Annotated in this window: 20 protein-coding genes; 6 read left to right on the top strand and 14 right to left on the bottom strand. The window is 70.6% G+C overall.

The window, feature by feature from the left end; all coding sequences use genetic code 11:
* The first annotated feature begins 16 nt into the window (after positions 1-16).
* A complete protein-coding gene (locus Cco03nite_RS19130) occupies positions 17-3,610 on the top strand; it encodes a fibronectin type III domain-containing protein (protein WP_203693501.1) in 3,594 nt (1,197 codons plus the stop codon).
* 143 nt (positions 3,611-3,753) lie between these two features.
* On the opposite strand, the gene Cco03nite_RS19125 is transcribed toward Cco03nite_RS19130, so the two are convergent.
* Together Cco03nite_RS19125 and Cco03nite_RS19120 are read right to left on the bottom strand one after the other, a co-directional pair.
* Entirely contained in the window at positions 3,754-4,263 is a 510-nt protein-coding gene (locus Cco03nite_RS19125) for a monooxygenase family protein (protein WP_203693500.1), read from the bottom strand.
* 28 nt (positions 4,264-4,291) lie between these two features.
* A complete protein-coding gene (locus tag Cco03nite_RS19120) occupies positions 4,292-4,507 on the bottom strand; it encodes a 2TM domain-containing protein (protein ID WP_203693499.1) in 216 nt (71 codons plus the stop codon).
* A 269-nt stretch (positions 4,508-4,776) separates the two neighbouring features.
* On the opposite strand from Cco03nite_RS19120, the gene Cco03nite_RS19115 reads away from it, so the two are divergent.
* Positions 4,777-8,016: an ATP-binding protein gene (locus Cco03nite_RS19115; RefSeq protein ID WP_203693498.1), complete on the top strand. Its 3,240-nt coding sequence runs from the start codon at positions 4,777-4,779 to the stop codon at positions 8,014-8,016.
* On the opposite strand, the gene Cco03nite_RS19110 is transcribed toward Cco03nite_RS19115, so the two are convergent.
* From Cco03nite_RS19110 to Cco03nite_RS19100, 3 genes are all read right to left on the bottom strand, one after another.
* The gene (locus tag Cco03nite_RS19110) at positions 7,975-8,889 is read right to left on the bottom strand and encodes a bile acid:sodium symporter family protein (RefSeq protein ID WP_203693497.1); all 915 of its coding nucleotides are present in this window, start codon (positions 8,887-8,889) and stop codon (positions 7,975-7,977) included. The two genes, Cco03nite_RS19115 and Cco03nite_RS19110, sit on opposite strands and share 42 nt — an antisense overlap.
* 96 nt (positions 8,890-8,985) lie before the next feature.
* Positions 8,986-10,608 carry an FAD-dependent oxidoreductase gene (locus tag Cco03nite_RS19105; RefSeq protein WP_203693496.1) on the bottom strand — a complete coding sequence of 541 codons (1,623 nt, stop codon included), beginning with the start codon at positions 10,606-10,608 and terminating at the stop codon, positions 8,986-8,988.
* A gap of 146 nt (positions 10,609-10,754) precedes the next feature.
* The gene (locus Cco03nite_RS19100; RefSeq protein ID WP_203693495.1) at positions 10,755-11,543 is read right to left on the bottom strand and encodes an alpha/beta fold hydrolase; all 789 of its coding nucleotides are present in this window, start codon (positions 11,541-11,543) and stop codon (positions 10,755-10,757) included.
* A 320-nt stretch (positions 11,544-11,863) separates the two neighbouring features.
* Here Cco03nite_RS19100 and Cco03nite_RS19095 point away from each other — a divergent pair, with 320 nt between their 5' ends.
* Together Cco03nite_RS19095 and Cco03nite_RS19090 are read left to right on the top strand one after the other, a co-directional pair.
* On the top strand, positions 11,864-12,496 hold the full coding sequence (locus tag Cco03nite_RS19095; protein WP_203693494.1) for a class I SAM-dependent methyltransferase: 633 nt from the start codon (positions 11,864-11,866) through the stop codon (positions 12,494-12,496).
* Between the two features lie 963 nt (positions 12,497-13,459).
* Positions 13,460-14,266, top strand: coding sequence for an AfsR/SARP family transcriptional regulator (locus tag Cco03nite_RS19090; protein WP_203693493.1), 807 nt, complete (start codon positions 13,460-13,462; stop codon positions 14,264-14,266).
* Between the two features lie 71 nt (positions 14,267-14,337).
* Here the strand turns inward: Cco03nite_RS19090 and Cco03nite_RS19085 are convergent, their stop codons facing one another.
* The 9 genes from Cco03nite_RS19085 to Cco03nite_RS19045 form a co-directional block, all read right to left on the bottom strand.
* Entirely contained in the window at positions 14,338-15,201 is an 864-nt protein-coding gene (locus Cco03nite_RS19085) for an ACP S-malonyltransferase (RefSeq protein ID WP_203693492.1), read from the bottom strand.
* Positions 15,202-15,218: 17 nt separating this feature from the next.
* On the bottom strand, positions 15,219-16,466 hold the full coding sequence (locus Cco03nite_RS19080) for a beta-ketoacyl synthase N-terminal-like domain-containing protein (protein ID WP_203693491.1): 1,248 nt from the start codon (positions 16,464-16,466) through the stop codon (positions 15,219-15,221).
* A 13-nt stretch (positions 16,467-16,479) separates the two neighbouring features.
* Positions 16,480-18,204: a polyketide synthase gene (locus tag Cco03nite_RS19075; RefSeq protein WP_203693490.1), complete on the bottom strand. Its 1,725-nt coding sequence runs from the start codon at positions 18,202-18,204 to the stop codon at positions 16,480-16,482.
* A gap of 23 nt (positions 18,205-18,227) precedes the next feature.
* Positions 18,228-19,157: a polyketide synthase gene (locus Cco03nite_RS19070; protein ID WP_203693489.1), complete on the bottom strand. Its 930-nt coding sequence runs from the start codon at positions 19,155-19,157 to the stop codon at positions 18,228-18,230.
* Positions 19,154-19,912: an enoyl-CoA hydratase/isomerase family protein gene (locus Cco03nite_RS19065; protein WP_203693488.1), complete on the bottom strand. Its 759-nt coding sequence runs from the start codon at positions 19,910-19,912 to the stop codon at positions 19,154-19,156. Before Cco03nite_RS19065 ends, Cco03nite_RS19070 begins: the two co-directional genes overlap by 4 nt.
* Positions 19,888-21,141, bottom strand: coding sequence for a hydroxymethylglutaryl-CoA synthase family protein (locus Cco03nite_RS19060; protein ID WP_203693487.1), 1,254 nt, complete (start codon positions 21,139-21,141; stop codon positions 19,888-19,890). The genes Cco03nite_RS19065 and Cco03nite_RS19060 overlap by 25 nt, the downstream gene beginning before the upstream one ends.
* Positions 21,138-21,419 carry an acyl carrier protein gene (locus tag Cco03nite_RS19055; RefSeq protein WP_203693486.1) on the bottom strand — a complete coding sequence of 94 codons (282 nt, stop codon included), beginning with the start codon at positions 21,417-21,419 and terminating at the stop codon, positions 21,138-21,140. Before Cco03nite_RS19055 ends, Cco03nite_RS19060 begins: the two co-directional genes overlap by 4 nt.
* A gap of 11 nt (positions 21,420-21,430) precedes the next feature.
* Positions 21,431-21,760: an acyl carrier protein gene (locus tag Cco03nite_RS19050; protein WP_203693485.1), complete on the bottom strand. Its 330-nt coding sequence runs from the start codon at positions 21,758-21,760 to the stop codon at positions 21,431-21,433.
* 167 nt (positions 21,761-21,927) lie between these two features.
* Positions 21,928-22,116 carry a hypothetical protein gene (locus Cco03nite_RS19045; protein WP_203693484.1) on the bottom strand — a complete coding sequence of 63 codons (189 nt, stop codon included), beginning with the start codon at positions 22,114-22,116 and terminating at the stop codon, positions 21,928-21,930.
* Positions 22,117-22,135: 19 nt separating this feature from the next.
* Here Cco03nite_RS19045 and Cco03nite_RS19040 point away from each other — a divergent pair, with 19 nt between their 5' ends.
* Positions 22,136-23,155: a cytochrome P450 gene (locus Cco03nite_RS19040; protein WP_203693483.1), complete on the top strand. Its 1,020-nt coding sequence runs from the start codon at positions 22,136-22,138 to the stop codon at positions 23,153-23,155.
* A complete protein-coding gene (locus Cco03nite_RS19035; protein WP_203693482.1) occupies positions 23,152-25,545 on the top strand; it encodes an ATP-binding protein in 2,394 nt (797 codons plus the stop codon). Before Cco03nite_RS19040 ends, Cco03nite_RS19035 begins: the two co-directional genes overlap by 4 nt.
* Positions 25,546-25,903 lie beyond the last annotated feature (358 nt).

Genomic DNA, 25,903 nt, shown 5'->3' with positions numbered 1-25,903 from the left:
ACAGAGGCGAGGTGCCATGAACGACAAAGCTCATCCGCACCGCACCGCAACACCGGCCCGCCGAGTCCGGGCCAGGCTGCTGGCCGGGGCGCTGGCCGCCGCCACCGCGCTGACCGCCGGGATCGTCGCCCTCACGGCGGCCCCGGCGGCCGCGGCCGGCTTCGAGATCGGCCGGACCCCGTTCTACGGCAAGGTTCCCACGCTGGGCGCGAACAGCCGCACCGCGTTCTGGTACGGCGCGCTCGACCAGGCGAAAGTCAACCAGCTCAAGGCGTACGACCTGGTCGTCCTGGAGCCGACCCTGCGCGTGCTGAACGTGACCGCCGACCACTTCTACTTCGAGTCGGTCACCTCCGCGCAGGTCCAGGAGATCAAACGCGGCGTCGACGGGGTGCTCGGCAGCGCCGACGACGCGATCGTGCTCGGCTACCTGTCGGTCGGTGAGATGCTGCCGACGATCATCCCCGGGCACAGCGGCCACATGACCGTCCAGAAGGGCATCGACCTGGGCCTGCTCCCGGCGGGCTACGGCGGCCCGTCGGGTCCGCTGCACGGCCCGAACCCGTGGAACTACAGCTCGGCCGGCTCCTACCTCAACGTCGAGGGCGGCGCGGCCCCGGACGGCACCTACGCCGACGGCTACGCCAACTACGCCGGCACCTCGATCGGCGCGAACTACTCCTCCTGGGGCAACCGGCTGACCTGGCGCAACAGCGGCGTCATGCCCTGGTATCTCGACCAGCAGGGCACCTGGGTCAACGACAGCCGCTACCTGTACGGCGGCTACTGGAAGGACGGCGACGGCACCGTAGACGTCAACCCGACCTACGGCGGCGGCTACATCAACGGCGGCGACCCGGCATGGCAGAAGTTCGTCACGTACCAGGTCGACAAGATCGTGCACGACGGCGACTACGACGGGGTCTTCCTCGACACCGTGGACACCCCGGACCCGGTCGGCGGCGCGGGGCCGGGCATCTCGTGGGGGCCGCGCGGCAACTTCGGCTTCACCGCGGGCGGCATGGTCGACCTGGTGGAGAAGATCAAGGCGGTGGACCCGAGCAAGGTCGTCGCCTCGAACCGGGGCTACTGGTACTTCAACCCCGACGAGGGCACCTCGCAGTTCGCCGCCCGCTACCGGCACGCGATCAACATCTTCGTGACCGAGTCCTGGTACTACAACACGTACATCCCGGGCTTCTACGACACCAGCCCCGGCTTCGAGGCCAACTGGAACACGAACCCGGCCTCGCCGGCCTACCGAAGTCGCGACAACTTCGGCGGGTTCTGGAAGGAGTACGTCAACGCGCAGGCCGATCAGGCCGACGGCTTCAACGTCGCGATCATCGACTTCCGGGTGCCCGCCGCGAGCACCCAGAAGTGGATGAACGAGGTCGTCGTCAACTCCGGCTACCTCGGCTACGACGTCTCCGGCGCGAACCACTTCAACTCCGCCGTGTACGACGACGCGAAGAACTGGCTCGACGCGCAGGGGCGGGCCGCGCCCAGCCAGGCCGGGGCGCACCCGACGGATCTCTACGGCGGTTTCGTGGCCGACGGGACCGTGGGGGAGTGGTCGGCCGAGACGCCGATCTTCAGTGATCCGGCGGGCGCGAACGCCAAGGGCATCACCAAGGTGTACGTGAAGTTCGTCGGCAACCGGTTCTTCATGATGGTCGAGGCGAAGCAGACGATCAGCCTCGCCCAGGAGATGATCTATTTCGACTACGACAAGGACGGGCCGAGCGGGTGGCAGCCGTCCTGGCCGACCTCGCCGGACTCGCGGCTCTACCTGGAGAACCTGAACCAGGCGTACCTGCTGCCACACGCCGGGGCGGGGCAGGGCGACGTGTTCAAGTTCAGCAGCCCCAGCGCGCCGACCAACCGCGGCTGGCCGGTGCGGGTGGTGCAGTCCGGCACCCGGGCCGAGTTCGAGTTCGACCGCGACTACGTGTTCCCGGCCTCGATGGCGGGCACCGAGGTGTGGACCTGGCTGCGGGTCGCCAACTTCGGCGGCTCGTCGGTGAAGTTCACCGTGCCGGGCTCCGGCCCCCAGCCGTCGCCTTCTTCGCCGCCGCCGTCCTCCCCACCGCCGGCCCAGCCGCCGGTGATCTCGAACGTGCAGTACGCGAACGTGACCAGCACCGGTGCGACGGTCACCTGGACCACTGACGTGGCTTCGTCGTCGGTGGTCGAATACGGCACGTCGACGGCCTACGGCTCGACCGCGACCGGGGCGAGCAACGTGACCGGTCACTCGGTGACGTTGTCGGGGCTGGCGCCGGGTACGGCGTACCAGTTCCGGGTGCGGTCGGTCTCGGCCGGTGGCACGACGAACAGCCCCAACGGCACCTTCACCACGGCCCCGTCCGGCGGCTCGTATCCGGCGATCACCGTGGACGGGTCGGCCGGCGACTGGGGGAGCGTCACGCCCGCGATGACCGGCAGCACGACCGTGCAGTCGGTGTCGGTGGCCAACAACGCCACCAACCTCTACCTGCTCACCAGGGGGACCGGGCTCAACGTGTTCGGCCAGTTCTTCCTGAACACCGACAACAACACCGGCACCGGGTACACCGCCACCGGCTGGAACAACCCGTCGGGCGCGGACTACATGCTGGAGAACGGCAACCTGTACCGCCACGCGGGCGGCGGCTGGGCCTGGACGTCGCTGGGCGCGGTCACGTTCGTCCGCAACGACACCGTGGTCGAGGCGGCGATCCCGCTGTCGACACTGGGCCTGAGCCCGGGGTCGCCACTGCGGCTGGGCTACCTGAAGAACAACTCCGCCACCGACCGGCTCCCGGCCGCGAGCGGCACGTTCCCCGTGGTGACCCTGCTCAACGGTTCCGGCGGCGGGGGCGGCGCGCCGGTGATCAGCAACGTCCAGTACGCGAACGTGACCAGCACCGGTGCGACGGTCACGTGGGCGACGGACGTGGCGTCGTCGTCGGTCGTCGAGTACGGCACGTCGACGGCCTACGGCTCGACCGCGACCGGGGCGAGCAATGCGACCAGCCACTCGGTGACGTTGTCGGGGCTGGCGCCGGGTACGGCGTACCAGTTCCGGGTTCGTTCCGTGTCCTCCGGTGGCACCGCCAACAGCCCCAACGGCACGTTCACCACGGCGTCGTCCGGCGGCGGCTACCCGGCGATCACCGTGGACGGGTCGGCCGGGGACTGGGCGAGCGTGACGCCGGTGCTGTCCGGCGGCACCGGCGTGCAGTCGGTGTCGGTGACCAACAACGGCACCACGCTCTACCTGTGCGTCAAGGGCACCGGCCTGAACGTGCTCGGCCAGTTCTTCCTGAACACCGACAACAACACCGGCACCGGATACAACGCCGCCGGCTGGACCAACCCGTCCGGCGGGGACTACATGCTGGAGAACGCCAACCTGTACGACCACGGCGGCAGCGGCTGGTCCTGGACCCCGCTGGGCGCGATGACGTTCGTCCGCAACGACACCGTCATCGAAGCCGCCGTGCCCCTGGCGAGCGTGGGCCTCGCCCCTGGAGCCCAGTTCCGCCTCGGCTACATCAAGAACAACACCACCGACCGCCTGCCGGGGTCGAGCGGCGCCTTCCCCGTCGTGACACTGCTCAACTGACACCGGTCGAGCGGGTGCCGGATCGCCGGCACCCGCTCGACCTCCCCCCGCCCACCTGGCGACTCGCGACGCCACCCGGCCGGGCGCCGGCACCAGGTGAGCCCGCAACAGGACTGAGATCGTGCATTCGTCGCGTCAGTCACCTATGCCGTGGCGTACAGCTCCTCCACGCTGAGGACAGGTGCCACGTTCTCGGGTCGGCCGGCCCGCGTGGCCGAGCCGAACATGGGACCTTGCGCCGGATGCACCGGAGCGAACCGCGCGAAGCCCCGAGGTTTGGCGACGTCGTCGAACATCGCCTCCATGCCGCCCCCCATGCGGTAGGTCTCGTGCCAGAAGTCCGTGCCGCCGCTGTCGCGCAGGAAGTTGCGCCACCACGAACGGTGCGGTCTGGAGCGGGTCCAGGCCAGCAGCGAGGGCAGGTCACGCCAGTACTGGCACATGCCGACGTGCATGGGGGACAGCGACCACACCATCGACTCGTGCGCCAGCAGCCCATCCGGCTGATCGGTCGCGGATCTGCCGATGCGGGGACCGTGGCCCAGCAGTGTGCGGAGGCCGTACCGCCGGTTGACGCGCATTCCCAGGTAGACCACTACGAGGTCGGAATACGACGACAGGTCGGCGCTCTGCGGGTTGACGCGGGTTGGCATGGCCAAGCCCCTCCCTTCGCGCAAAGGCTCAGTGCCAGGGGGGCTGGGCGGCGGATTTACGTACGGCGCGGACGTGGAACACCAGCCCGATGCCCCAGGCCAGCACCGACCACAGGGGCCAGAAGAACAGGTTCGGCGTGAGCAGCCCCCACAACACCACCTGGATAAGGATGCCGACCACGAAGGAGAGAAGGTGGATCCGTAGGCCCAGCTTGCTAGCGGCATGGCCATTCTTCAATGTCATTGGCACAGGCTAATTCGGCGTACTTGACGCCTACGGAATCGTTTCTGAAGCCGCTTCCGAACCGGCGCGCCGCGTCGTTCAGTAGCCGTACAGCAAGCGGCTACAGGCAGTGGCGAAGGCGCCGGCCGCGAGGATCGGCCGCGGGGCGTCGACGCGATATGGCCCACCTCCTGCGCGACAGACACGCGCGGTTAAACTTTGCGCACGCTGCGGTCCGGCAAGATCGCCAGCGGCTCCATGTGTTATGTCCACCCGGGGAGTCGACAGACATGGCTGGGCCAGCCCGTCCTGTTCGGCGCAGCGGCGATGATCGGCCGGCTGGCGCCGGTTCGCTGCGCCTGCAGATCCTCGGGCCGTTGCGGGTGTGGTGTGACGGCGTCGAGCTGGACCCCGGTCCCCGGCAGCAGGCGCAGCTGTTGACGCTGCTGCTGGCTCGCGTGGGCCGTCCCGTCAGCACCACGGAGCTGATCGACCTGATCTGGGAAGCGGACGTGCCCGCCAGCGCGCTCAACGTCATCCAGAAGTACATCGGGGCGTTGCGGCGGCTGCTCGAACCCGCGCTGCCCGCCCGGGAAGCCGGGACATACCTGCACCGGCGCGGCAACGCGTACGTGTTCAGCGTCGGCCCCGGCACCCTCGACCTCGACCTGGTCACGTTCCGCAAGCGCCTGGAAGCCGCTCGCGGCGCGCTGGCCGGGCAGGACCGCGCAGCGGCGCTCGATCACTACGTCGAAGCGCTCAGCCTCTGGCAGGGCCGTGCCGGGGACGGCCTGTTCTCCGGGCCGGCCCCGGCCTCGGTCCTGGCCGCCCTCGACGACGAGTTCTATGCCGCCTGTGCGGCGGCGGCCGAACTCGCCGTGGCGTTCGGCCGGCCGGACCGGGTGATCCCAGCGTTGCAGCTGGCCGCGTCGACGGCGAGTTTCCACGAACCATTGCAGGCCAACCTCATCACCGCCCTCAGCGCCGCCGGGCGGCAGGCGGAGGGGCTGTCGGCGTTTCACACGGTCCGTGACCGCCTCGCCGAGGAGCTGGGCATCGACCCCGGCCCGGCGCTGCAGGCCGCGCACCTGCGAGCGTTGACGCAGAGCTCGATGCCGCCCGCATCGGCCGGTGCGTTGGGCGGCGGTGCGCGCGGACCGGGTACGGGCGACGACGGCGACCGGGTGCGGGCCACGCAGGCGGCCGGACTTGTCGGCCGAAGTGAGGAACTCGGCGTGCTCCGGCAGGCCGTCGAGGAGGCGCTCGCCGGCCGGACCGGGCTCGGCATCGTCGAAGGCGAACCGGGTGCGGGCAAGACGCGCCTGCTGCAGGAGGCCGCCGCCGCGGCGGACCAGCGCGGTGTGCTGGCCGTCTGGGCCTCCTGCCTGGAAGGCGACGGAACGCCGTCGATGTGGCCGTGGGAGCAGGCGCTCACCGTCGTCATCGACAGCCTGCCCGCGCCTGCCCGCGAGAAGTGGCTCGCCGGCGAGGTCGGTGGCCTGCTGGAGTCCCGGGGCGACGACGGCGCGCCGCCCGCCGCCGGCGGGCGCGCCCAGTTCCGGCTGTTCGAGCAGATCGTCACCGTCATCGGTCAGGCGGCGACGGAACGGCCGCTGCTGCTCGTCATAGACGATCTTCAGTGGGCAGATGCCGCCTCGCTTCAGCTTTTCGGCCACCTGGCTGCCCGGCTGCCGAACGGGACCGCGATCATAGGCGCGCTGCGCGACCGTGCGCCCACACCCGGCTCCGACCTCTCCCGGGTATTGGCCGCCGCCAGCCGCCTGCCCAGCCACCGCAGGATCCAGCTCGGCCCGCTCAGCCTCACCGACGTGGCCGAACTGATCCGCCGCGAGACCGGGCAGGCGCCGGGCGTGGAGACAGCCCGCGGCATCCACGCCCGTACGGCCGGCAATCCGTTCTTCGTCCGTGAGCTGTCGCGGCTGCTGAGCGACCGTGGCGCGTTCGGTGACGGCGACACCTCGGCCCGCGCCGGGGTGCCGTCCACGGTGCGTGACGTCGTACGGGACCGGATGGCGGGCCTCGACGACAGCGTTCGCGACCTGCTGCGGTTGGCCGCGCTCATCGGACGCGACGTCGACCTCGGCCTGCTCGCCCGCGCCGCCGGCGTCGCCGTCGCCGACTGCCTCGAACGCCTCCAGCCGCTGCATGCCCTCGGCCTGCTCGAAACGCGGCCGGAGGATCCGTTCTCGTGGCGCTTCGCGCACGACATCGTCCGCGAGTCGGTCACCGAGACCGCGGCGCGTCAGCAGTCCGTCCGGCAGCACCTGCGCATCGCGGACGCGCTGGAGCAGAGCCCGGCGGACGACGAGTCGATCACCGAACGCCTCGCCTTCCACCTGTGGGCGGCCGGCCCGCTGGCCGATCCGGTCCGCACGGTGGAGGCGCTCAAGCGGGCCGGCCGTCGCGCCGCGACCAAGCTCGCGTTCGCCGCCGCCGATCGCCACCTGGAAGCGGCCGCCCAGATCGCGCGGACGGCCGGGCTTCCGGAGCTCGAACTGTCCGCCCTGTCGCTGCTGGCGATCGCTCCGCGCCGGCAGGCCGGGTTCGGCGGGACGACGTTCGACCTGCTGGAGCGTGCCGAACTCCTGGCCCGCCAGCTCGGCCGGGACGTCGACGCCGCCGGCCTGCTGTTCGCCCGCCTGTTCGGGGCCTACACCTTCCTGGAGTGGGACCGCGAACGGCTGGTCCGCCGCCTGCGCGACCAGGGCGAGGCGTCCCCGGACCCGGTCGTCCAGGTGTACGGCAGGCAGGCCTGGGGCCTGCACCAGTGGGACATCGGCAACATCGGCGAGGCGTACCGGTGCTTCAACGCCAACAACCGCGCCCTTCTCGAGGGCGTCGTCTCCTCGCACAGCGAGACCCCGATCCGGCGCGACGTCTCCGGCGAGTGGCCCGGCTGGCACGCCGTGCTGACCGCAATGCACGGTGACGCCGAGACAGCCGGGTCCATGATCGACGAATGGAACGGGCCCGACGACCCCTACGCGGTGGCGACCTGGGCCTACTACATCACCATCATCGCCTCGATGGCCGGTGACGCGGGCTGGGTGATGCGCACGATCGAGCGGTGGATGGCCGTGGGCACCGGCCGCGCCGCCGTCCAGCAGGAGATCTACGTACGGCTGAACTGGTACTGGGCCCGTGCCCTGACCGGCGAGGAGCCGGTCGGCGTCACGACGGAGGCCGAACAGCTCCTCGCCGGGTCACTGGTGGACCCGCCGCGGTGGGGCGTCGCGTACCACTACGCGTTGATAGCGGACATGTGGCTGGCCGCCGGGATGCCGGACAAGGCGGCAGCCGCCCTCGACCACGCGGACCACGCGCTCGACGCCTACGGCCAGCGGTATGCCGAAGGGCTCGTCCTGCTGCTGCGGGCGCGCCTGCTGCACGCTCGCGGCGAACCCGTCGAGGTCGTACGGGCAGCCGCCGAGAAGGCCCGCCGGCTGTCCGCCGAACGCGAGTCCTTCCTATTCGCCGGCCGAGCCGACAAGTTCCTCGGCGGGCTCTGACCGGGTCGAGCCGGGCTGAGCTCGGCGGGTGATCAACCAGCCGAACCCGGCCGCCGTGAAGAACATGACGATGCCGTACACCGCGCCGGGGATGGCCATCTCGGCGTTGTTCAGCAATGCCGGGCTCAGCGCGACCGTGATGGCGAAGGCGGTGTTGTGGATGCCGATCTCGAACCCGGCCGCGATGGCCGAGCGATGCTCGACGCCCGCCAGGCGCGGCACGCCGTAGCCGACCGCCAGGCTCACCAGGTTGAAGGCCAGCACGGCCAGCCCGACCGCGACGAAGTAGTCGGCGAGGTTCTCCCGCTCCCCGTACAGCACGGCGCTGATGACAGTGACGAGGACCAGGACCGACAGCACCTTGACCGGGCGGTCGAGGTGCCGTGCCAACCGCGGTGCCCACGCCCGTACGAGCATCCCGATCAGGACCGGGAACAGCACGATCAGGAAGACCTGAAGGATCTTGCCGAACTGGAGCCCCAGCGTGGCCCCGTCGGCCAGGAAGTACCCGGCCGAGAGGTTCACCACGATCGGCAGGGTGACCACCACCAGGACCGAGTTGGTCGCGGTCAGGGTGATGCTGAGCGCGACGCGGCCACCGAACAGGTGGCTGTACAGGTTGGCGGTGGGGCCGCCCGGCGACGCCGCGACCAGTATCAACCCCAGCGCCAGCGCCGGCGGGAGCCCGAAGGCGAGCACCAGGCCGAAGCAGACCGCGGGCAGCAGCACGATCTGGCACAGCAACGCGACCGCCACCGCCCGGGGATGCTGGCCCACCCGCCGGAAGTCCTCCACGGTCAGGCTGAGGCCCAGCCCCAGCATGACGACGCCCAGAGCGAAAGGCAGGCTGGAAAGGATCAAGGGGGAATCCATGCCGACATTCTCTGGCATGCCGCGTCCGGATCGATCGGCCTTCCGGACGCGATAGTGAGAGTCATGTCTCGTGAACCAGGCCGTTGTCGGCCGGATTCAGGCCATGCTGAGCGCCGCGTGGACGGAGGAGACGGCACCGGCCCCCTCGCCGATCGCGGCGGCCACCCGCTTGCTGGAGCCGGAGCGCAGGTCGCCGACCGCGAAGATCCGTGGCGCGCTCGTCTGGTACGGCAGTGACGGGCCGGATGCGCCGACCGGAAGCCGGTCGCCGGTGAGGATGAAGCCGTCGTCGTCCTTGGCCACCCCGGGCAGCCAGTCCGAGGCCGGATCGGCGCCGATGAAGCAGAACAGGGCACTGCAGGCCAGCCGGCGGCGCTGCCCGTCGGACCGCTCGACGACGATGGAGGTGAGCATTCTGCCGCCGCACAGCTCGCGGACCGTGGTGGCCGTGTGGAGCCGGATCCGCGGATGCGCCTGGATTCGTTCGGCCAGATAGGAGGAGAGCCGGGCGTTGAGGTCTGCGCCGCGCACGATCAGATCGACCGTCGCGCCGCGGGCGCAGAGGGACAGGGCTGCCTGCCCCGCCGAGTTGGCGCCCCCGACGACCACCACCGTCTGATCTTCGTAACCCCGTACGTCCAGGTCGGTCGCCGCGTACCGGATGCAGCCGGACTTCTCGTACGCCACCCATCGCGCGAGGTCGAGGCTGCGGTAGCGCGCCCCGGTCGCGGCGATCACCGCGCGGCAGTCGATGCGTACGCCGTGCTCCAGCAGGATGGCCGGTTGCCGGTCGTCGGACAGGTCCAGGCCCTCGACCGCGCTGGGGGAGGCGATCCGCACCCCGAACTTGAGCGCCTGGACCATCGCCATCCGGGTCAGGTCCGCGCCGCTGACGCCGCGCGGAAAGCCCAGGTAGTTCTCGATGCGGGAGGTCTTCGCGGCCTGACCGCCGAGCCCGCTGCGGTCCAGCACGACGGTGGTCAGGCCCTCGGACGCCGCGTACACGGCGGCGGCCAGACCAGCCGGTCCGGCGCCCACGACGACGAGGTCGACCGGACGGCCGTCGGCCCGGTACGTCAGCCCGAGCGCTTTCGCGACCGTCGCGGGCCTCGCGCGCCGCAGCACCGATCCGCGGAAGACGGCCGCGGGCAGGTCGTCGGGGCCGAGCCCGGCCGAGGTCATCAGCGCGCGGCCGTGCGGTGAGGTGGCCGGGTGCCAGGAGTGCGGCAGGAGCATCTGCGCGGCGTAACTGCGCAGGTCGAGGGTGTCCGACGCGTCCGACCGGCCGACGATGTCCAGGGCACCTCCGGCCGCCGCCCGGATGACGTCACGCCGTTCCTGGAACGCCGCGATCAGCAGGTCGGCGAGGTCGTCCTGTTCGGCAAGGACCCGGCGCAATCCGGCCGCCCCGATCCGTACGACAGTCCCGGCCGACACCACCTGGGCCGTCAGGTAGACGTGCTGGCCGGTCAGCAGGCTCAGCTCGCCGAGGAAGTCGCCCGGGCGGCACCGGTAGACGGTGCGTTGCGGCTCGATCGCCGTGGCGTCGTGGACGATGTCCACCGCGGCCGTCCGGAGCAGGAAGAAGTCGTATGAGTCGTCTCCGGGCCGGTACAGGTCCTGGCCGGCTTCGACGGGCTCGACAGCGCCGTATCGGGCGAGCCGGTCGAACTGCTCGTCGTTGAGGACCGCACCCGGTGGCGCCATACCCTCGTCCATCTGGTTCCTCCGTCGCCACACGCCGCTCAGCCGGCGTGACCTTGGTCAGCGAGGGCTGGGCGCGGCTCGGCGTCCAGCCCTCGACAGGTTCACGGGATCGTCCCGCTACCGGATTCGGGGCATCGTCGGCCCGAATCGCTCGAACATCAGCGGGTGGCCCGCTTGATGACGTCCGCCACCGAACCCGGCTGCGAGACCATCGCCACGTGCGAGGCGCTGACCTCGGTCACCCGCGCGCCGGCGCGCTGCGCCATGAACCGCTGCGCCGCGGCCGGCAGGACGTTGTCGTTGCGCGCCACGACGTACCAGGAGGGAATCGCCGCCCAAGCCGGCGCGCCGGACGGCTCCTGCAGCGTGCGCAGGTCGGCAGGCCGCTGGCCGGCGTGCATGAGGGCGGTGCTCGACCGCGGCAGGTCGCCGGCGAACACCTCCCGGAAGACCTCCTTCTTGATGTAGCCGTCGACGCCGCCGGCGTAGGGGCGGATGTCCAGCGCGGTCTCGTTGAGCTTGCTTCCCGGGTACTGCGACTGCATGCCCAGCAGCGTCTCGCCCTGATCGGGCGCGAACGCGGCGACATAGACCAGCGCCTTCACGTTCGGGTTTCCGGTCGCGGCGTTGGTGACGACGATCCCGCCGTAGGAGTGCGCGGCCAGCACGACCGGGCCACTCAAGGTGGCGAGGAAGCTCGCCAGGTAGGCGGAGTCGGCGGCCACACCACGCAGCGGGTTCGGCGGAGCGATGACCGGGTAGCCGTCGCGGATGAGCCGGCTGGCGACGCCGTCCCAGCCGGAGGCGTCGGCGAACGCGCCGTGCACGAGCACCACGGTCGGCCTGGCGTCGTGACGGGCGCCGGCCTGCGCGGGGGGCACGCCGAGAAGCGCTCCGGTGGCGACCGCGGCGGAACCGGCCAGAAGTGTTCGGCGGGTGGTGTTCATTGAGTCATCCTTTTCGGTCGGAGTGGACGCGGATCAGCGTATGAGCGGCCCAGTGGATAATCAGTGAACGGCCGAGTTCAGCGGCCATAAAGTGCGCCGGCATAACGTGCGGCCATGACATCGACAAGCAGCGAAGCCGCACGTAGGCGGGGCCTGAGGAGGCACATTCAGAGCTGTGCGGTAATCGGTATGGCGGTCCTGTCGTGGATGGATCTGACGCCGCAACACTTCAGCTTGCCGCTGTGGTCAATGCGTAGGTTGAGCAGAGGACTGGCGCTGCGCATGCGAGCCCGGTCCGGCTCGAAAGGCGGGCGCTAGCCATGTCGTTCTTCACAGAGTTCGTACGCGACCCCCGGACCGTCTCCGCGGTCGCGCCCAGCAGCCCCGCACTGTCCGACGTGGCGGCAGCGGTGGTGCCACGGACCGGTTCGCCCGTCGTCGTGGAACTCGGTCCCGGCACCGGCGCCATCACGGCGGCCATCCAGCGGCGACTCCGCGGGCAGGGCCGGCACATCGCCGTCGAGATCAACCCGCGGTTCGCCCACCAGCTGGCCGCACGGCATCCGGCCGTCGAGGTCGTCCATGCCGACGCGACCGACCTGCCCGGCGTGCTCGCGCAGCGCGGGCTCAGCCAGGCCGACGTCGTGGTGAGCGGGCTGCCGTGGGCGGCGTTCACCGCGAGCCATCAGCGGAACCTGCTCTCGGCGGTGCTCGACGTCCTGCCGCCGCACGGCGCCTTCGCCACGTTCGCCTACGTGCACACGCGCTGGGCCCCACCTGCCCGACGGCTGCTGCGTTCGCTGCAGTCCCGTTTCGACGAGGTTCTCACCGGCCGCACGGTGTGGGCCAACCTTCCGCCCGCCCTGGTGTACCACTGCCGCCGACCGATGGCAGACATGTCGCCGGGACTGATGTCCGCGCGGGAGCGCGGCGACATGGTCCAGATCAGATGACGGAATGCGGCTGGTACCCTGCCGGATCGTGGGCGGCGCGTCCTTGCGCGGTGGACAGGTGGCGCTGGGTCGGCCGCCCGGAAACGGACTCGCACCCTGACCTCGCCGATGGCCCTGCGGCAAGTCCGATGACGCGTGCCCCGCGCACGTTCGCGAGCAGCTTGACCCAGGCCCCGCAATGGCTCGTCAACCTGCCTGACAGGACGCGCGGCTGACCCCGCCCCGTGCGATCAAGTGCCCGCATGGCAGGACGGACCTCTGCGGGATGACAATGCCCGCTCAAGGCGGCTGCGATGGGCGTGGACCGGGTGAGCGAGCGGGACGCAGACCACCCGGTCCACGTGGCACCAGGTTTCCGGCGCCGGTGCATCACGCTGCTGCCGAACTCCCGATCCGTTCACCCGCGCACCGGGCGGCACTCGCCCCTTCCCTATCCGGCATCTCAGGTGGTGAGATGAGTGGAGCAGGTCTGGGTGCGCTCCCATCGGCCGAAGCGCCAAGGTCAGCTAGCCGGACGGCTAGGAAAGTCAGCCCTGGATTGCTGCCGAGACGCAACTGACCAGGCCGGCTCGGAGTCGACACCGGGCCGAGAACCTGCACCTGAAGCCCTACCTCGAGGTGACACACCGGACGGAGTCGTGGCCGAGGCGCGACGGCCGACAACGGTGGGTCGAGAAATCACTGAGTGATATTGGGCATGGACTCCCGTCGTGCCACGCACTAGCTTCTAGAGCCATAACAGGATGTAGTTCTGTGTTCAACCGTCCGAGCTACGCTGTGGCTCAAGCGGTTGAAGGCAGCACGGTCTCACCAATCCAAATATTACCATTTATCGTCACGTGTCGCCTGTAGTCGCCAGACGAACCTAGCCGCATATCTGAAGGCCTAGCTCGTCCCGGTGACGCCGCGTCACGGGGCGTCGTGGTCGGCGGGTGAGGGCCTGCTCCTGCGGCGGGAGGACATGTGGCAAGCTTTCAATGTTTAGGGCCGTTCCTGACCGGCTCACCGGGACAATCACGTTCCGTCACACCCGGACGCAGGTCGCGCCTGCTGGCCGCACTCGTGGCGCATGTCAATACGGTGCTGAGCATCGATCAGGTCATCGGCGAGATCTGGGAGCAGGATGCGCCGGCAGGCGCGGCGCAGACAGTCCATGCGCACGTCGCGCGCCTGCGCAAGGATCTTGCATCGCATCTGAGCGGCGTCGAGGCGCGCATCGACTGGCGCCATCCCGGGTATGTGCTGCACACGGATCGCGCGGAGGTGGACATCTGCGTGTTCTCGGACTTGGCCGGCGATTGCGCAGAAGCGTGGCCGCGCAACCCGCTGCGCGCGATCGAATCGGGCAGGCAGGCGTTGGCCCTCTGGCGCGGAATCCCGTTCGCGGGACATGAACTCGGAACGCTGGGCCGCATCACCCGCGCCCGGCTCGAGGAGACACACCTGGCCACGCTCGAGACGGTGATGGATGCCAAGCTGGAACTCGGGCTGCATCGACAGCTGATCGGCGAGCTGAGAGAACTCGTGCTGGCCCACCCGTTCTATGAGCGCTTCCACGTCCAGTTGATGATCGCGCTGTATCGGTGTCAGCGCCAAAGCGAGGCGCTGGACGCCTATCATTCGGTGCGTCGCCTTCTGCAGAGCGAGCTGGGTGTCGAGCCGTCCCCTCAGCTCCGCGAGACGGCGACGCGGGTGCTGCGCCAGGATCCGGTGCTTCGGGCGCCTGCGACAAGTGCTCCGGTTCATATGATGACGACCTGGCCGGCGTAGGCGAGTCCCGCGATGCGGGTCCCCAGGCCGGAGGAACACGGCTGAGTCGCATGAGAGTGCCTTCCGCGTGGTCAGGACGGACTTCTGAGGGGCTGCGGGCGAAGTCGTGCCGCCATTCTGGTGAGAATTCCCGGGCCGCCGATTTCGATCAGACTGCAGTAGCTGTCCTGATCCAGAATCGTCATGAGCGTTCTGTGCCAGAGCACGGGATGGTCGAGGTGCTCAGCGAGCATGCGTGGCAGTTCGCCGATCTGGTGTGGTTTCGCCGTCCGGTTGGCGATCACCGGAAACGACGGTTCGCGCATGGTCACGGCATGGGTCGCGGTCGCGAATCCGGCTGCCGCGGCGGACATGTGGGAGGAGTGGAAGGGGCCGTCCACGGCGAGCCTGCGGATGTCTGCCGCGCCCGCTGTGTTCAACGCCGACTCGGCGGCGATGAGGGAGGCCACGGGCCCGGCCAGGATGAGCTGCGTCGGCCCGTTGAAGTTGGCGATCTCGACATCGTGGCAGCCGCCGGACGCGAGCGCGCTACGGACTTCGTCCTCGGGCAGCCCGAGAACGGCGGTCATTCCACCGGGTACGCCTGCGGTGCACTGCGCGCGCGCCACCACCAGCCGCAGTCCGTCCAGCAGGTCGAACACGCCCGCCGCCTCGAGCGCGTTGAGCTCGCCGAGACTGTGGCCGATCGCCAGGTCGGGTTCCTCTGCGTTGGCCAGCCAGCGGCGGTAGGCCAAGGCGTTGACCATGTACACGGCCGGCTGGGTGTACCGCGTGTCGTCGAGTTGGTGGTGGGCGTCGTGAGTGCACAACTGCCGCAGGGAGTAGCCCAGCACATCGCTGGCGGCGGCCTCGATGTCGGGGAACTCGTCGAACAGGTCCTGGCCCATGCCCAGGCGCTGCACACCCTGCCCCGGGAACATCACCACCACCGTCATCTTCTGACTCCCTGCCCTCAGCCGCGTGCGACGATCAGTGACGCGTTGATTCCGCTGAATCCGAAGCTGTTGGTCATCGCCAGGCCGATCTGCGCCGGCACTGCGGCGGGGCCGACCAGTGCGAGCGCCGGCGTCAACGGCTGCCGGAGGTTCGGGTTGCCGTGGACGAATCCGTGCTCCATCTGCACGATGACGGCGATGAGTTCCTGCAGTCCCGCCCCGGACATGCAGTGGCCGATCAGCGCCTTGGTCGAGTTGACCAGGGGAGTACGGCCACCCTGGAAAAGTTCGTGCAGCGACCGGGCCTCCGCGGCGTCACCGGCCACGGAGCCTGTCGCGTGGGCGTTGACGTAGTCGACGTCCGCCGGCGTGACGTCGGCCGCCGCCAGCGCGGCCCGCATCGCGGCGACCTGGCCGTGCGGGTCCGGTTCGGTGCCACGCCGGCCGTCGAGCCGCTGGCCGTGCCCGAGGATGCGCCCGAGCGGCCGCACGCCTCTGGCCAGTGCCCGTCGCCCGTTCTCCAGGACCACCGCGGCGGCGCCCTGACCGTAGACGAAACCACGCCTGTCCTGGTCGAACGGTCGGCAGAGCTGATGGGGCGCCGTCGCGGCGTGGGGACCGGCCATGGCTCCGCTGTCGTGCAGCGCACGGAACTCCGCCGCCGACAACTCGGCCAGCGGCGCGACGACCACGCAGTGGTCCGCGGCGCCTGCGGACAGCAGGCGCGCGGCGGCGATCAGGGCCACCGCCGCGCTCGCCGAGGCCGCCCCGATCACGCTCGCCTCGCCGCGAATGCCGGTCGCCTCGCTCACCACGCCGATCACATCGGAGTCGAGGCAGGTCAGGGCGTGGGACGGCCGAAGCGAACCGGCGGCGAACGCTTCCAGGGCCTGTGCCTGGTAGCCCATGGCCAGATTGCCGCCTGCCACGATCAGGGCGGTCCCGTCGAGGTCGCCCGGGGTGAGCCCGGCGTCCAACACGGCGCGAACCGCCACGCAGGCAGCCGTCTGGGCCGGCATCGCCGATCTGCGGGTCGCGCGGATCAGTCCGCCACCGGCCTCGGGCTGCCACCCCTGCCGGTCCATCCACCCGCGTACCGAGAAGTCCTCCAACCATGCGCCTGCGGCGGTGCGGGCCGAGGCCGGCAACCGTCCGTCCACGCCGGTCACAGCGGTGCGCCCGGCGCGCAGTCCGTCCGCGAACCCGGCCAGGCCGCCGGCGAGCGCGTTCAGGACCGCGGCCGCGGAGATCACGACATCAGTCACGGCGTCTCCTTCGCTAGCGTTCGCGCGCGGCCGGCGGGAACGGGAACCGCCGCCGCTGGAACGGGTAGCTCGCCAACTCGACGCGACGCGGCGGGATGCGGTGCTGCCACAGCGCTGACCAGTCGACCTCATCGCCCGCGAGCCAGACCGACGCCAGCCGAGCACCTTCTGCGGACAGCCGGGCGGTTTGCGCGGCGAGCGCGTCAGAGTCGGCGGTGCCTTCGGCGAGCGCGGTCAACGCTTCCCGCAGCTCGTCGATGTCTTGGGCGACGACGATCTGGCGAGAACGCATGCTTTCGCGGCCGGTCTGCAGGGTCCAGGTGACGGCGTCAAAACTCGGGCCCTCCGCCGACACCGCCGCGAGGGCGCCCGCCAGCTGCATCAGGGCCGCGTCGGTGGCCGCGCTGAGCGGCACCGGCATCGCCTGATCACCGTGGCCGGTTTCCGTGTGCGGCTGTCGCGGCGGTTCTTCGAGGACGACGTGTGCGTTGGCGCCGCCGACGCCGAAGGAGTTGACGCCGACGAGCCGTGGTCCGTGGGATCCGTCCGGCCACGGGACCGCCTCCTGGGCGATGGCCACCGGTGTTCCGGCGAGGTCGATCCGATGGTTGAGGTCCGCGAATCCCGGCGTCGGCGGGATGGAACGGTGGCGCAGCACGTGAACGGCCTTGGCGAGGCTGGCCGCACCGGCGGACCCTTCCAGGTGGCCGATGCTGGACTTGACCGAGCCGACCCACAGCCGCTGCTCAGGCCCGCTGCCCTGGTTCGGCATCCCGCCCGGCCGGTCGCGGAGCGCGTGGAGGAGACCGTGTACCTCCTGCGCGTCGCCCAGGGGAGTGCCGGCGGCGTGCGCCTCCACGTACCCGAGATCCGCGACGTCCACACCGGCCTGCGCCAGGGCCGTCTGCATGAGGCGTGCCAGGGAGGCGGGATCGGTCAAGGTCATCCCGCCGGCTCGCCCGTCGTGGTTCAGGCTGCAGCCGCGTATCACCGCGAGCACGGGGTCGCCGTCGGATAAGGCGTCGCTGAGCCGCTTGAGCACGAAGCAGAACACGCCCTCGCCGCGGACGTAGCCGTTCGCGGCGTCGTCGAAACTGCGCGCCTGACCGGTCGGGGAGAGCGCGCCGAAGCGCATCATCACCGCATGCATGAAGCCGTGCAGATACAGGTTGGCGGAGGCCGCGATCGCGGTGCGGTAGTCCCCGGACCGCAACCCCGACACCGCCAGCGCGACGGCGGTCAGGCCGCCTGAGCAGGCAGTGTCGATCGTCAGACTCGGTCCGCGCAGGTCGTACTGGTAGGAGATCCGGCTGGACAGGTAGGTGAGCAGCAGCCCCAGCGCGGAGTACCGGTCGACCAGCCCCTCGTCGGCCATCACCTGCCGCCAGTCGCTGGCCGTGGTCGAGACGTACACCGCGGTGTCACTGCCGCCAAGGCTGCTGGGCGGTATCCCGGCGCTTTCCAGCGCGTGCCAGCTCGCCTCCAACAGCAGGCGCTGCTGCGGATCGATCCACGCGGCGAGCCGTGGCGAGATCCCGAAGACGCTCGGGTCGAAGTCGTCCGTGTCAGCCCACAACGCCGCCCAGGGCACGTCCACGCCGGCCATGTCCGGTGAGAACCCTCGCAACCGGCCGTCGGGCACCGGAGCGATCATCGTCTGCCCGGAGTTGAGCAGGTCCCAGTAGCCTCGAGAGTCCTCCGCGCCGGGGACACGGGCGGCCATGCCGACGATGGCCACCGGAATCGCCGACGGGTGGCCCATCAGCGACCTTCGATCATGTACGGACCGCGGGTGTCTGCCGGGTGGGCGGCATGACCAGACGCGATCTCTCTGGCTGCCCCCGCGTCGAGCGAAGGTGCCCGGCCGGCTGCCGGCAGGACGCGGCTGCCGTTGCCCGGGACATGCGTCGTCATGGCGCTGGCAGGCGTGGGCGGTCCGTATCCCGACGCGGCGAGCTGCCGGACGACGGGAAGCTTGGCCGAGTCGAGGTGGGGCCCGAGCTCGGCGGCCATCGCGGTGTCGGTCGCCGCCATGATCCTTGCCGAGAGCTGTGCCTTCACCAGTTCCAGGGAGCGGCGCGGAGCCTTCGCGACCTGATGGGCCAGCGCCTTCGCGGTCGACATCACCTTGTCGTGCGGGACCACGAGGACCGATGCGCCGCGCGCGCGGAGTTCCGAACCGCGGTAGCTGCGCCCGGTCAAGATCATCTCCGCGCCGAGCGCCTCGCCGAGCCGTGAGGGGATCACGTGGGTGGTCCCGATGTAGGGAGCCATACCGTACTGGAGGAAGTTGGCCGCATACAGCGATCTTTCGCTGAGCACCGGAATGTCGGCGTACAGGCCGACCACCAACCCGCCGCCGATCGCGTGGCCGTCCATGGCCGTGATCACCGGAAGCGGGCAGCGCGGAAACAGGCGGGCGAACGGCTCGTAGTCGTCGTGCTTCTGGCCGCCCTCGACTCCCAGCAGCGTTTCTCGCGCCGCGCCGGCACAGAACACCTCCGGCAGGCCCGTGACGACGACGACGCGGATGTCCTCCTCCGCGGCCGCCGTCGCCAGGGCCCGGCGCATGGCGCGCTGCAGCGGCGGGCGGATCGCGTTGCGCCCCTCGTGATCCCGCATCACGATGGTCGCGACAGGCGGATCCAGCCGCAGCACGACCGGGGAGTAGTCGATCACGTCACCGGTCATCGCAGCAGCCCTTCCGCGCGCAGCCGATCGATGCGGTTCCGTACGAACGGATCACCCAGCCGCCTGCCGAGCAGCTGCTTGGCGTACTCGCTGTAGCGGGGCTCGTCGGCGAAGAGCAGGCCCCGCGTCGCCTTGAGCTGGGCGATCGTGGCCGGATCCATCCGGCCGAGGGCCGTCAGCGTGCGGCGCACCATGATGTCCAGGTCGTCCGTGACAGCGTCGACCAGCCCAATGCGATCCGCGTCTTCTGCCCGGACCTCCTCGGCGAGCAGCGCGAGCCGGAAGGCGAGTGTCTCGCCGACCCGCCGGGCAATGTTCGGCAGGATCATCGCCGGTGACAGGCCGAGCAGGACCTCGGTCAGCCGGAAACTCGCCTTCGGCGACGCGTACACCAGGTCACAGGAGACCGCCAGGCCGACGCCGCCGCCGGCCGCCGGCCCGCCGACGAGCGCGACGGTCACCAGCGGGCTGTTGCGCAGCCTGGTGATCAGGGTGTGGAACTGCTCGGCCACGGCGTCATCCCAGCGCCGGACCAGGTCGTCGTCGGCGAGATCGAGCCCTTCGCAGAAGGAGCCGCCCTCGGCGGTCAGGACGAACAGGCGGCAGTCCGGTGTGCGTTCCGCTTCGTCCAGCGCCTCGGACAGGCTCGCGATGAGGCCCGGCGTCAGCGTGTTGCCCTCGGCGGGCCGCGTCAGCACCGCCCGCACGTGGGCGGGTCCTCGGCGCACCGTCACATGACCGGTTCCGGCATCCACGGCTGGCCTCCCTTCATCCAGGTGTATCCGCGGTGGTAACCCTTGATCGCCGACAGCAGTGCGATCGGCCGGGTCGCGCTCGCCGCGTCGATGGCATGGCGGAACCGGTCGAGGTCCGGCGCGGCATCCTGCACACCGCAGGCGACCTGCGGCAACGCGTCGAGAATGGTGTCGTACTCGGCGATCGTCAGCCTTCGCCGCTGTTCCAGGGCCTGGTCGATCCCGGCCTGTGCGACAGCGGCGTGGCCGCCCGGCTGGACGCGCAGTGCGAAGAACTCCGAGGCGCAGCCGCCGCCGTAGGAGAACACGCCGAGTCTTTCCTGCTCCGGGGCGGTGTGGGCGATCGCGCTAGCCACGGCCAGCAGGGTCGAGCCCGAGTAGATGTTGCCCACCATGCGCGGATAGCGCAGCGACGCGGCGACCCGCCGGTCGAAGTCCTCTTCGATCGCCGCCGGAGCCAGCCAGCCGCGCCGCCGCACCACGGTGCGGTGCGCGCCCTTGACCATTCCCGGAAACGGCGTGTGCATGGCGAGCGCGTCGAACGAGTCCACGAAGTGCGCGCCGTCGCCCCGCATCGCATAGTCCGCGAACGCGCCGTCCAGGCATTCGATGTACGTCAGCAGGGAAAGGTCGATGTCGACCAGGTCAAGGTCGGCCCGCGGCCGGCTGAAGTCCGCCGTCTCGTAGCTGTGGCAGCCGGACCTGTCCAAGACCAGCTCGGCGACGCGCGGCTCGCCGACCAGCACGGCGACCGCGCCGGCCCCCTGGCTGGGCTCGGCGTACGTGCCACGCGCCGCGGTCGGGATGTCTCCGGCGATCACCAGCGCTCGGCCGCCTTCATGGCCCACCAGCGCGGCGGCGGACCTCAGCGCCGCGACTCCCGCGTGGCAGGCCTGCTTCACCTCGAACAGCCGGCAGTTCCGGGACAGTCCCAGCAGCCGGTGCACGTAGGTGCTCGCCGACTTCGAGAAGTCCACGCCGGACTCGGTGGCGACGATGAGCGTGCGGATCGTGCTCAGCTCGTCGGGGGACAGGGCCGCGACGATCGGCCACGCCGCACTGGCCGCGAGCGAGACGACATCCTCGCACGGCAGCGGCACCGCCTTGCGGTGCATCATCAGATTCCCGCTACGCGTGCCGTCGAGCCCGCGTGCGGCGAAGATGTCCGCGACGTCGACGAACGCGGTGCAGCCGTACGCGTGGATGGCCTCGATGCCGACCGACCTCATCGGGGGACCGCTTGCCCGCCGGGATGGCGCGATTGTTCCGACAGCGCAGCGTGCAGGGTGGCTACGAGTGAGCGGATGTCGCTGACGCCGGCGAATCGCCGGGGCTCCAGCTCCAGGCCGAGCTGGCGCTGAGCGCCCGCGACGACGTCCATGCGGTCGATGGAGTCCGCGCCGAGGTCCGCCAACCGGTCGTCCAGCGTGACGTCGTCGGGCCGCAGCCCGTCCATGACCTCACAGATCTGTGTCCTGACAACGCGGAACACGGAATCCTCGGTCATCGGATGCTCCGTCATGCCACATCCGCGACTCTCGCGTCGCCGCCGTCGTCGCCACCGCGCGCGCCGAGCTCCTCCGCCGGCGCGGCCTGGGCGGCGATGTGCCGGGCAAGCTGCCGGATCGTCTGCTGCTGGTAGAGCGTCGCGACGGTCATGGCGATCTGGAACTCGTCGCGGACCACCGTCACGTACTCGACGGCGAGGATGGAGTCCAGTCCCGCCTCCGAGAACGGCTGATCCAGATCGACGTCCGCACGATCGATGTAAAGTGTCGCCGCGAACCGTGCCGCGAGCAGCTCCTCAGCGGCTGAGGCGCTGAACGCCTCGGACGTCTCCACTGCCATCTTCATCCCCTTAATCTCGCGCCATCGGCGTATCCGGATCCCCGTCAACGGAACGAGAGGAACCCTGCTGGACGCGGCTTGCCGGGCGCTGGACAGCTCAGCTACACCCGGTGTCAACGACGTGTCAGCCGGCCGTCACCACCGGATGCGACCCTGCAGAACATGAATCACGCGGAGTCCATGGGCGTTGACCTGGGCGACCCCAGCACCTTCGACCCGGCTCCGCCCCACGCCCACTGGGCTCGACTGCGCGAGACCTCCCCGATCACCCGCGCCCGGTCCTCCGCGCTCGACTGCGACTTCTGGTCACTGACCGGCTGGAAGGAGATCAGGGCGCTGCTCAGCGACAATCGCACGTTCGTCTCCCACTACGGCGTGTTCCTCGGCTTCGGCCCGCACCATCCCGACCCGGCCGGCGGGAGGATGCTGGGCGTCATGGACGGCGAGCCCCACAAGGCGCTGCGCGACGAGGTACGCTCGATCTTCGGAGCCAGGAACATCGCCCGGTTCGACACCGAACTCGATGAACTGTTCGAGGAGCACATGACCCCCCACCTCGACGGGGACGCGTTCGACTTCGCGGACGAGATCGCCTGGCGCGCACCGCTGATGGTGACCTGCGCCATCATGGGAGTTCCGGTGGGCGACTCGCCCATGCTGCGCGACCTCGCGAACGGCGTGCTGACGATGCAGGAGTCCACCGGCGACCCGATCGCGGACAATAGCCGGGCCAGCGGGGCGCGCATTCAGATCCTGAGCTACTTCGACGAGCTCGCCGCCTCGCCCGCCGTACGTCGTGGAGACAACGTCACCGCACGCCTGGTGAGCCGGCATGACGCGGGACGGCTTCCCTATCAGGATCTTCTTCTCAACCTGCTCAGCATGCTCGTCGCCGCGAACGAGACGACCCGGCTGGCGATGTCCGGCGCGATGGTCGCGCTGGCGGAGCAGCCTGAGCAACTGGAACTGCTGCGCCGATCGCCGAGCCTGACCGGCCCGGCGGTCGAGGAGGTGCTGCGCTGGACGTCACCGGTGCTGAACGACTGCCGCACCGCGGAGAGCGACACGGTGCTGGCAGGCATGCCCATCGCCGCAGGAGACGTCGTCACCGCCTGGTTGCCGGCGGGAAACCGTGATCCAGCCGTGTTCGAGCGACCGGACACCTTCGACATCGCGCGCCCGTCGCGCGCGAACGTTACCCTCGGCTACGGCCCGCACTACTGCCTCGGGGCCGCGCTTGCCCGAATCGAGATCGCAGCCCTGCTCCGCTTCCTCGCCCGCCACGTAGGAGAGGTCGCATCCGCGGGCCGGCCGACCGGCACACACTCGCATTCCTTGTGGGGCTACGCACACGTCCCCACCAGGATCGCCTCGCTGACCGGCGCCGGGCGTTGACGACGGCACCGGTCCAGGCATCCACGTTCGGCAACCTCCTACGGACATTGCGGCGTGCCGCCGGCCTGACCCTCGAGCAGTTGGCGGAGAGGTCCGGCATCAGCACCCGGGCCATCTCCGACATGGAACGCGGGCACAGCCGCGCACCGCAGGCTCGCACCCTCGCCGCTCTCGCCGACGGGTTGGGCCTCGACAGTGACGCCAGGGCCGGCCTCACGGCCGCGGCGAAGGAGGCCCGCTCCCCGAGCGCAGCCGGCCGTCCCCGGCTGTGCGAGCCGCCAAGGGGCGTCACGGACTTCGTCGGGCGGCAGGCCGAGTTCGAGATCGTCCGGCAGGCCGCGATACGCGCCGTCGAGGGCGACGACCTGCCGCCGGTGCTCGTCGTGCACGGCCAGCCGGGACTGGGCAAGACCGCGTTGGCGCTCTGGGCCGCGAACGAGCTGCGCGACGACTTTCCCGACGGCTGCCTGTACGTCGACCTGCGCGGGGTCGACGCCGTGCCGCTTCCCGCCGGAGACGCCCTGCTGCGTCTGCTGCGTGCGCTCGGCATCAGACCTCACCAGGTCGCCGACAGCGACGATGAGCGCTGCGCCCAGCTACGGGGGATTCTGCGTGATCGGCGATGCGTGTTGGTCCTCGACAACGCCGGTTCGGAGGCGCAGGTCCGGCCGCTGCTACCCGCGGGCGGCAGGTGCCTCGTCATCGCGACCAGCCGGCGCGCGCTCGGTGGCCTCGAAGGGGTGCTGCGGATCGCGCTGTCGCCCCTCGCGCCGGAGGAATCCGCCGGCCTGCTCCGCTCCATCGCCGTGCAGGCCGCCGACCCGCAGATGGCGCAGCACGTCGACAGGGTCGCCGACCTGTGCGGGCACCTGCCGCTGGCCCTGCGGATCGCCGGGACCCGTCTCGCCGTCCGGCCGCAATGGACGGTCGGGCAGCTGGTCGACCGGCTCACCGATGCCGGTCACCGGCTGGCCGCGCTGTCCGCGGGCGACACCGGAGTGGCGCCGGCGTTCGCGTTGTCGTACGCGCAACTGCCCGCTCCCACCGCCCAGCTGTTCCGCCGCCTCGCCCACGTGCCGGCGGCCGATTTCGCGGCACCGCTCGCGGCGGCGCTCATCGAGGCCGAGCTGCCGGACGCCCAGGACCGCCTGGATGATCTGGTGGAGGTCGGGCTGCTGCAAGCGGAGGGTGTCGACCGGTATCGCTTCCACGACCTGATCCGGCTCTATGCCGACGAGCGGCTGCACGCCGAGGAACCACCCGACACCCGGGCGGAGACCGCCGAACGGATGAACACGTGGCTGCTGGACACCGTCGTCGTCGCCGGCCGGTGGTACGAGCCCGAGTACGGCGGGTTGCCCGACGGCTGGGCCGGTCTGGTGCCCCTGGCCACCGCGGAGGAGGCTGACGCCTGGCTGCGGGCGGAGGCCGACAACTGGTTGCCGGCGTTGCGCACCGCCGCCGCCCGAGGCCGGCACCAACTCGTCGCCGACGTCGCCGTGGCGACCCGCTGGTACTCCGAGGAGACGCTGCGGTGGCGCGTCTGGTGGGAGGTGCGCCGGCTGGCCCGCGCCGCCGCGAACGCGCTGCCCGACCGGCGGCAGCAGGCCTTCCACACCAGCCTCTATGCCTGGACGGCGGTGTATCTGATGGCCCTGTACGAGGAGGCCGAGGAGGCGGCGATGGAGGCGTACCGGCTCGCGCAGTCGATCGGCGACCTCCAGGAGCAGGCCCGTGCTCTCGGCTCGGCCGGTGCCGCCCGGGTGAGCCTCCGCCGGCACGACGATGCGCTGTGGGCCCACCGCACCGCATCCGAGCTCGCCGACCGGGCCGGCGACCACGCCCTGTACGTGGATCTTCTGACAGGCAGCGGCTATGCGCTGGAAGGCTTGGGCCGCTACGACGAGGCGGTCGGCGAGTTCCAGCGCGCCCTGACCGAACTCGACCGTCGTCCGGTGGCCGGCCGCCCGGCCCTCACCACCCGGTCCGGCGCGTTGTACGGCGTGGCGTCATGCTTCGAGCGCGCCGGGCGCGCCGAGGAGTCGCTGCACGCGGTCGAACGGGCGCTGCCGGTGCTGATCGAGAACCGTGACGAGGACATGGTGGCCTTCGCGCTCGTGCTGCGGGGCAAGGCCCGGGCCGCGCTCGGCCGGCCCGCCGAGGCCCGGGCGGACCTGACCCGTGCCCTGGAGATGCTCGCCGACAGCCTGCCCAGTCGCCTCGAGGACGAGGCCCGGGTGATGCTGCCCACGCTGGACGGTACAGGTTCGGCAGAGGCCCAGGCTGAGCTGGCCCGTGCCCTGGAGCTGCTCGCCGACAGCCTCGACAGCAGGCTCGAGACCGAGGCCCAGGCGACCCGGGCAGTTCTGGACGACACCGATCCTGCCTGAAGTTCTGCGTATTCTCCTTCGTTGTCCGGCCCGGGCCCGCTTGTTTGCATGGTGGCATGATCACGTCACCGAACGCCGCCAGGACACCCCTCCACCGCGGCCCCGCGTCGGGCCGGATCGGGACGCTCCCGATCGGTGCGGCGCACGCGTGCCCATGACCAGCCGAACAGCCCCGACCACGACGGACCCGGTCGACCGGATCCACCCCGAGCACGGACGCCGCCGCGCGACGCATACAGGTGAAGGTCCTGTCACCTTCCTCCCGGGCCATCACTCCCCGCGTCTGCAGATCCTGGGAGCGTTGCGGCTGTGGCGCGGTGAGGCCGAGCTGGACGCCGGCCCCCGACAGCAGGCATAC

It is taken from the genome of Catellatospora coxensis, assembly GCF_016862635.1.
GTDB lineage: Bacteria > Actinomycetota > Actinomycetes > Mycobacteriales > Micromonosporaceae > Catellatospora > Catellatospora coxensis.
Note: the sequence above shows the minus strand (reverse complement) of the source record. Positions and strands in the feature narration are given on the sequence as shown.

Coding starts and splice junctions, on each gene's coding strand:
- Cco03nite_RS19070 (WP_203693489.1), bottom strand. CDS start 19,157: ATGACCGGTGACGTGATCGACTACTCCCCGGTCGTGCTGCGGCTGGAT.
- Cco03nite_RS19060 (WP_203693487.1), bottom strand. CDS start 21,141: ATGAGGTCGGTCGGCATCGAGGCCATCCACGCGTACGGCTGCACCGCG.
- Cco03nite_RS19105 (WP_203693496.1), bottom strand. CDS start 10,608: ATGGACGAGGGTATGGCGCCACCGGGTGCGGTCCTCAACGACGAGCAG.
- Cco03nite_RS19130 (WP_203693501.1), top strand. CDS start 17: ATGAACGACAAAGCTCATCCGCACCGCACCGCAACACCGGCCCGCCGA.
- Cco03nite_RS19095 (WP_203693494.1), top strand. CDS start 11,864: ATGTCGTTCTTCACAGAGTTCGTACGCGACCCCCGGACCGTCTCCGCG.
- Cco03nite_RS19115 (WP_203693498.1), top strand. CDS start 4,777: ATGGCTGGGCCAGCCCGTCCTGTTCGGCGCAGCGGCGATGATCGGCCG.
- Cco03nite_RS19110 (WP_203693497.1), bottom strand. CDS start 8,889: ATGGATTCCCCCTTGATCCTTTCCAGCCTGCCTTTCGCTCTGGGCGTC.
- Cco03nite_RS19125 (WP_203693500.1), bottom strand. CDS start 4,263: ATGCCAACCCGCGTCAACCCGCAGAGCGCCGACCTGTCGTCGTATTCC.
- Cco03nite_RS19085 (WP_203693492.1), bottom strand. CDS start 15,201: ATGACGGTGGTGGTGATGTTCCCGGGGCAGGGTGTGCAGCGCCTGGGC.
- Cco03nite_RS19120 (WP_203693499.1), bottom strand. CDS start 4,507: ATGACATTGAAGAATGGCCATGCCGCTAGCAAGCTGGGCCTACGGATC.
- Cco03nite_RS19050 (WP_203693485.1), bottom strand. CDS start 21,760: ATGGCAGTGGAGACGTCCGAGGCGTTCAGCGCCTCAGCCGCTGAGGAG.
- Cco03nite_RS19055 (WP_203693486.1), bottom strand. CDS start 21,419: ATGACCGAGGATTCCGTGTTCCGCGTTGTCAGGACACAGATCTGTGAG.
- Cco03nite_RS19100 (WP_203693495.1), bottom strand. CDS start 11,543: ATGAACACCACCCGCCGAACACTTCTGGCCGGTTCCGCCGCGGTCGCC.